The sequence below is a fragment of the Bradyrhizobium sp. BR13661 genome (assembly GCF_029892425.1).
In the GTDB taxonomy this organism is placed as follows: Bacteria; Pseudomonadota; Alphaproteobacteria; order Rhizobiales; family Xanthobacteraceae; genus Bradyrhizobium.
Genome location: NZ_JARXWB010000053.1, coordinates 23851 through 30239, shown reverse-complemented (window position 1 = coordinate 30239; position 6389 = coordinate 23851). Strand labels below are relative to the sequence as shown.

Annotated in this window: 4 protein-coding genes and 3 pseudogenes; 2 read left to right on the top strand and 5 right to left on the bottom strand. The window is 59.3% G+C overall.

All coding sequences use genetic code 11. The annotated features are described in order from the left end of the window. Both M2427_RS40685 and M2427_RS40680 read left to right on the top strand, forming a co-directional pair. Positions 1 to 197 (top strand): hypothetical protein (locus tag M2427_RS40685; RefSeq protein WP_280712353.1); only part of this gene is annotated, 197 nt, incomplete at its 5' end. 35 nt (positions 198 to 232) lie between these two features. Continuing rightward, positions 233 to 544, top strand: coding sequence for a WGR domain-containing protein (locus M2427_RS40680; RefSeq protein WP_280712352.1), 312 nt, complete (start codon positions 233 to 235; stop codon positions 542 to 544). Positions 545 to 566: 22 nt separating this feature from the next. Here M2427_RS40680 and M2427_RS40675 read toward each other — a convergent pair. From M2427_RS40675 to M2427_RS40655, 5 genes and pseudogenes are all read right to left on the bottom strand, one after another. Beyond that, positions 567 to 1454 (bottom strand): annotated as a pseudogene (locus M2427_RS40675) (AAA family ATPase); the annotation flags it as partial. 62 nt (positions 1455 to 1516) lie between these two features. Beyond that, the gene (gene istB / locus M2427_RS40670; protein WP_348521975.1) at positions 1517 to 2380 is read right to left on the bottom strand and encodes an IS21-like element helper ATPase IstB; all 864 of its coding nucleotides are present in this window, start codon (positions 2378 to 2380) and stop codon (positions 1517 to 1519) included. 8 nt (positions 2381 to 2388) lie between these two features. Beyond that, a pseudogene (gene istA, locus M2427_RS40665) lies at positions 2389 to 3879 on the bottom strand (IS21 family transposase); the annotation flags it as partial. A 115-nt stretch (positions 3880 to 3994) separates the two neighbouring features. Then, positions 3995 to 4924, bottom strand: a pseudogene (locus tag M2427_RS40660) (TrlF family ATPase); the annotation flags it as partial. A gap of 258 nt (positions 4925 to 5182) precedes the next feature. Then, a complete protein-coding gene (locus M2427_RS40655) occupies positions 5183 to 6355 on the bottom strand; it encodes a Fic family protein (RefSeq protein WP_280712349.1) in 1173 nt (390 codons plus the stop codon). Positions 6356 to 6389: the final 34 nt, after the last annotated feature.

The window sequence follows — 6389 nt, the reverse complement described above, 5'->3', positions numbered from 1 at the left end:
GCCCGAGACGCAGCGAGCGAGAAATAGATCGTCAAATCAACGGGAAACTCACACTCACTCACCCAGCTCCAAAGCCGAAACAGCATACTTTGGAATATATTCCTAGATGGATTCGAGCGGTTTCGGCATGTCTTCGAACACCTGATAGCCAGCATGAAAATTCTGAATCATTGGCCCTGATCGATTCAATAAATTAATTGGACGGCCGTTTCGGCAGCTGCGATTCTGGTGCATGTCCGAACTCACGGTGCAATACCTCGTACTCGAACGCCGCAATCCGGCTCGTAACATGGCGCGGTTCTATGTGCTCACGATCGAGCCGACACTCTTTGGCGATACTGCATTGGTGCGCGAATGGGGGCGTCTCGGCCAGCGCGGCCGGCGGCGCCTCGATCTTTTCGCTGGACGGGTGCAGGCCACCGAGGCACTCGAGACTTGGCTCGTGCGCAAAGCCCGTCGCGGCTATGTCCGGCAAAATTCCACAGCTTCAGTGAATCATCCCGCCCACCGCGACATCGCCAGACTTGAACGCGACCTTCCATGATGAAGGATATGCGAATCGGTAACTAATTGAACTCATAGCCATATTTTCTACTTCTTAGGTCGAAGGCCTCGCGACCTCCCTCCATGATGGAAGTGATGACGGGCCGAATAGCCGGCGTTTCAATCGCCCCGTCGCAATCGAGCCTAACCCGAGGCGCGTTGACGTTAGGGTTGGAAGACGGCTCCGACGACTTCAAAGCTATCACCTTGTCCGCATCACCGTTGACAACAATGTTTGAGTTATGCGTCGAGAAGATGAGCTGCCGGTTGGATTTTGATTTCCGCAGCAATTCAACAATCCGCATGATGACGCGGTTGTCGAGATCATCCTCCGGCTGGTCAATGATTAGGGTGCCGGCAGACTGCTTAAGCAGAAGTTCCAACAAAGCTGATGCCTGTTGACCAGGTGAGGCCATCTTAAAGTCGATTGCGCGTCCCTCATCGATGTAGGACATGTTGATCGCATCTTTGGGAACAGCAGAAACAATACCGGCTACAACGGCATCGTCCAGGTTCAGATAGATCTTCTTGCGCTGACGATCGGTTAACGTCCGGGCACCTTTGAAAATGACGGACTGTAGAGCCGCGAGAAGGCCATCACTCGCCTCTGGCGGAGAACCGGCCATAATCTTGGCTTCGTACAGCTCGAGAAACGTCTTCCGCAGCGCGGCCCATCCACCGCTATCCTCATCAGCCAACGCGGCTTTCACCCAATCAACACAGCCCTCCTCGACCTGCTGCGTAAAAGACGCTTCGAACAGCTTATGTAGACCAGACAGATATTCCTCTGGCAGATGATCCTTGCGAACGCGGGCCCTTAGGAGGTTGCTCGATTTGTCCGCAACCTTATCCGCTGCTGATTTAAGGATTCCGTGTCGCTGCGCGATAAGTCCGTCCAATTTGGTCACTGCTGCGTATTTCGCGGGATCGTGAGCACGGATTTCACCGCATCATGAGCAACGATTTCAGAGTGTCAATCGGCGTTCAAATTTGACCCCGTATCGGCGTCCAATTTTGACCCCTTTGAGCGACGAGTCTTGACGGTAGCGTTCGCCTCGTCGGAGCTGGCCGGGGTTGCGGAGACGAGGCGAGCGCGGGTTGTGTGATCGTCGTCGCGGCTTTTGAAGCGCCAACTGTCGTTGCCACTCTCGACGATGTCGCAGTGGTGAGTGAGACGGTCGAGCAGCGCGGTGGTCATCTTGGCGTCGCCAAATACGCTAGGCCATTCCCCGAAGGATAGGTTGGTGGTGACGACGATCGAAGTGCGCTCGTAGAGCCGGCTGACGAGGTGGAACAGCAGCTGGCCGCCGGATTGAGCGAACGGCAGGTAGCCGAGTTCGTCGAGGACGATGAAGTCCATTCGGGTCAAATGCTCGGCGATACGACCTTGCCGTCCGTTGCGGGTCTCGATCTCAAGGCGATTGACGAGGTCGACCACGTTGTAGAACCGACCGCGGGCACCGGATCGGATGCAGCTTCTAGCGATGGCGATGGCGAGATGAGTCTTGCCGGTGCCTGTACCGCCGACCAGGACGGCGTTGCGTTGCTGTGCGATGAAGCCGCCGCCGGCGAGATCATTGACCAGCGTCTGGTTGATGGGTGTGCCTTCGAACTGGAAGTCCCCGAGATCCTTGGCAAGCGGCAGTTTGGCGATGGTGAGCTGGTACTTGATCGAGCGGGCCTGCTTCTCGTTGATCTCTGCGTTGAGCAGGTCGCCGACAATGCGCTGGGGTTCGTGCTGGCGCTTGATGGCGGTCGCCATAATCTCGTCGAAGGCGGCCTTCATGCCGTAGAGCTTGAGCTCGCCCATGAGGTCGAACAGTTGAGTACGTTCCATCAGATGGTTCTCCTGAGGTTGTCGTAACGGGCACAGTCGGCGATCGGGGCATGGCGCAATGTCAGCGCCGCCGGGGTGAGGATGTTGGCTGGCGGCGCAGGATCGCGCTGGCGGGCCAGGATGTTGAGCACGACATCGGCGGAATGAACGCCTTGGGCGATCGCCTCGGCGCAGGCCGCCTCGACGGCTGGCAAGCCGTCGGTCAGAACCGCGTTGAGGATGTCGACCATCTGCCGATTGCCATCGTCGGCACTGGCGAGCTTGCGCCGTACACGTTCGATCGCAGCCGGCAGTACCCAGTCCTTGAAGGGAGCGCCGTTGCGCAAGGCGCCGGGTTTGCGAGCCAGCACCGGCACGTAATGCCAGGGATCGTAGACGGTATCGCCCCGGCCAAACGAGCGAGCATGCTCGGCAACGATGCGTCCGTCCTGGCGGATCACAATACGGTCGGCGTAGGCGTGAACCTCGACAGGCCGCCCGACAGCGCTGGCCGTGACCGAGTATTTGTTGTTGTCGAAGCGCACCAGGCAGGTCTTCGAGACCGATGCCGGCACCGCGTGGAATCCGTCGAACCGGCCGGCATAGGGAACGAGCTTCGGTCGTTCGGCTTCGAACACCTCCCAGACCGTCTGCTCGGTCATCTCCGGATGCCGGTGTGCCTTGGCGTAGGCGATGCACTTGTCCAACAGCCACGCGTTCAACTCGTCGAGGGTCTTGAACCGCAGCCGCGGCGTGAAGAAGCGCTCCCGGACAAGCCCAACCTGGTTCTCGACCTGGCCCTTCTCCCAGCCCGAGGCGGGCGTGCAGGCGACCGGGTCGACCAGGTAATGGCTGCACATCTGCATGAAGCGGCGATTGTAGAGACGACCCTTGCCAACGAAGATCGTCTCCACTGCGGTCTTCATGTTGTCGTAGATGCCGCGTACGCAGGTGCCCTTGAACAGAGCGAACGCCCGGTCGTGGGCGTCGAACACCATCTCCTGTGTCTCGCGCGGGTAGCACCGCACAAACAGCATCCGACTGTGGCAGAGCCGGACATGGGCGGCCTTTACGATCACCGTCACGCCATTGAGCAGGACGACTTCATGGCTCCAGTCGAACTGGTAGGCTTCGCCCGGCGCAAAGCTCAGCGGGACGTAGGCTGCAGCCGTCGATTGGCCGCGCTCCTTGCTCCATCGCCTGGCGTAACGCCGCACGGCATCGTAACCGCCGTCATAGCCGCGACCGCGGAGCTCCTCGAAGATTCGGATCAACGTCAACTGCTCGCGAGCCGACTTGCCCGCGTTGCCAGACAACAAGCCTTCGAGTTCTGCCGCCCACCGTCCCAGCTTCGGCCGCGGCTGCACAACACGCTCATACTCGAACGAGGTCTCTCCCGACCTCAGCACCTTCCGGACCGTGTTCCGTGACACCTTCAGGTCACGGGCGATCTCCTTGATCGTCTTGCCCTTGATGAAGTGCTCGCGCCGTATCCGGGCAATTGTCTCCACGATCAGCATCCCCGACCACCTGCTTCATGACAAAGCAGGCAGCGCAACAGACCAACCTGTAGGGGGTCAATTTTGGACGCCGATCCCCCGGCTTAGGGGGTCAATATTGCAGGCCGAATGACACACCAATAAATGCGTTAAAGCCATTGTTGAAGACCACCGCGACGGGCGCAGGGCCTGTGAGGCTACTCTTTACCCGGAGCTCCACGAGATGTTCTGTGGGGAAGATGGGAGATTGAAAGGCAATTCGGGCTTCATCAGCCAACAATGCCTGACGAAATGCCTCAATCGAGTGCTCACCCAGCTTCATCCAGCAATCATGGGCGCCCAATCTGCTCCAGTCGGCTGAACGGTTGTCACCGGTCGCGACGATGGCGCGACGCCTCTTACCCCAATCACTTATCTTGCCCTGGATTTTCTCTAGGGTGACCGGGTCAAGGCCGCTGTAGGCGTGCTCGATATAGACTCCGTCGACCGGAAGGTTTGCAAACCGCGGATGATGGCCCGGCTCATTTAAACTCTTGTGCGAGTCCTCAGTACTGAAGTGAGGGAGCACGATACAAACGTCTTTCAGGTGTTGCTCGCTTTGGACCTTCCCCACGAAGCCCGCAACGGTCTCTCTGGCTGGTAATATCTGGCAGGTCTTTGCCTCTGCTTCCGGCGCCATTAGGATATTGCCCGCTGCAGCCAAGGCAAGCTTCTGGGTCTCGACACTGGCGGAAGGATCGAAAATGGCGATGCACTGAGCGTTATCCGAACACGTGACCTCTATCGCGGGAAACACGCACAAGCTCGACCCTAGTCGAGCAGCGGCGTCCATTACATGGCGTGACAGGCAAATGTCATGATGATCTGAGATTGATACGGCACCAAGCTTGGCTGCATCAGCCGCAGCCACAAAACGCTCTGCCCATTCATTGCGGGCTTTTTCCGCTTCTTCGGTACCGCCTGGCAGATCCGGGGAGCCAGACCACCCCCGATCACGTGGCGTATGGCACTGAAAATCACACTTGTGCCAGGTCGTGCCCGGATGCAGCCCCACCTCGAAAGTCACTATTCCCCCCGCTCTTTCTAGAATTCTCCTCCAGGTTGAACAGTGAAGCAAGAGCTCGATTTAGTAAGAGCTACCCTAAATCATAGGTTTGGTCTCAACACATGGTCGGCTGGGCCGTCCTAAGGAAAGCACAATCACAATCGAGTCGGTTGCCGAGCGAGTTGGCCCGGCATCTTCATTGCTCCGGCGGGCGGTGCCTTTCCGCCGCGAAATGGCAGGCGATTATAAGTGACCGCCCCGCGCGGAAGCAGCGCAACCTCACTGCCCTCCCCCATAAAGCCGCGGAAACCAGCGATCGACCACGCTGGCCGGGAATCCCAGCCGCACGGGGCTGCGGGTGGTCTCCGAGATAAGGTAACCTTGGTTGATGAGTTCGTTGAGCACGGTGCGTGCCTGCCGGGTGGCATAGCCGGTAATATCAGCGGCGTCGCCGCGGGCGAACGTGCCATCGAGAACCGCCATGCGCAAGATAGGCCATGAGCCTTTCGGCAGCCGTTTTGCAGCGGTCTCTTCCCTTGCCCAGATCTCCATGCGTCGCAGCAGCTCGGAAGGCTCCAGCAGGCCTTCCATGAAGTCGATTTGGTCGATACAGGTCGAGAGGAAGTAGCGGCAGAATTCCGTAAGGCCTGCCAAAGTGAGATTGCCACGGCCGTCGAGGTCGCCGTGTCGCGGCTCGTCCGCGGCCTGCAGCATGGTCTTGTAGTTAGCGACGCTGCGCGCCAGGCCACGCGAAACCGACCAGAGTTCGGATCCCACATCCAGTTCGCGCAGCAGTGCGTGCGAGAACAGCCGCGTCACGCGACCGTTCCCGTCCAGGAAGGGGTGGATCCAAGCCAGGCGATGATGGGATGCGGCGACGCCGATGATTTTACGCAGCCTCGAAAGGTTGGACGACGTGTAGCCTTCGGCGAACCGCTTGATGAACGCCGGCAGGTCGGCCGGGTCAGGGGCTATATGGCGGCCGACGCGGACGCGCTCAGAACGAAGCACGCCCGGCGCCATGGTGATCTTGCGGCCGGACCCTGGGTTTTCGACCACCAGCATCTCGGCCGGCAGGCGTTCGCAGAAGTGGCGATGCGTCCAGGTGATGAACGCTTCGGACATGACCGGGCTGGGCCCCTCCCCGCGGTCGATCATCCGCTGCACTTCAATATGCGCGCGCGCCTCGAGCTGGAGGTTGCGGCGTTCCGGCTCTGTTGCGAGTTCGTTGTTCATGGCGCGGTCGATATCGACCGGCAATGTGTTGTGCCCCTCGATGAGGTTGGAGTAGTAACAGTTCATCGAGCGCACCAGGTCGCCCACGGACGCGCGCAGGACTGGATGCAAGCGGGTCGCTAGGCCGCTGGCCTTCGCCACCAAGTCAGTCGCCAGGTCCTCGAGTTCCTTATTATCGTCGGGAAGGAGCGGCTCCATCGCTGCGATCGTGGTCATTTTTGCCGCTTTCATTGCCGGTTATTTGTTAAGC

Bases quoted from the DNA above. Each gene is read 5' to 3' on its own strand.
- M2427_RS40680 (WP_280712352.1), top strand. From the start codon at position 233: ATGTCCGAACTCACGGTGCAATACCTCGTACTCGAACGCCGCAATCCG.
- istB (WP_348521975.1), bottom strand. From the start codon at position 2,380: ATGGAACGTACTCAACTGTTCGACCTCATGGGCGAGCTCAAGCTCTAC.
- M2427_RS40655 (WP_280712349.1), bottom strand. From the start codon at position 6,355: ATGACCACGATCGCAGCGATGGAGCCGCTCCTTCCCGACGATAATAAG.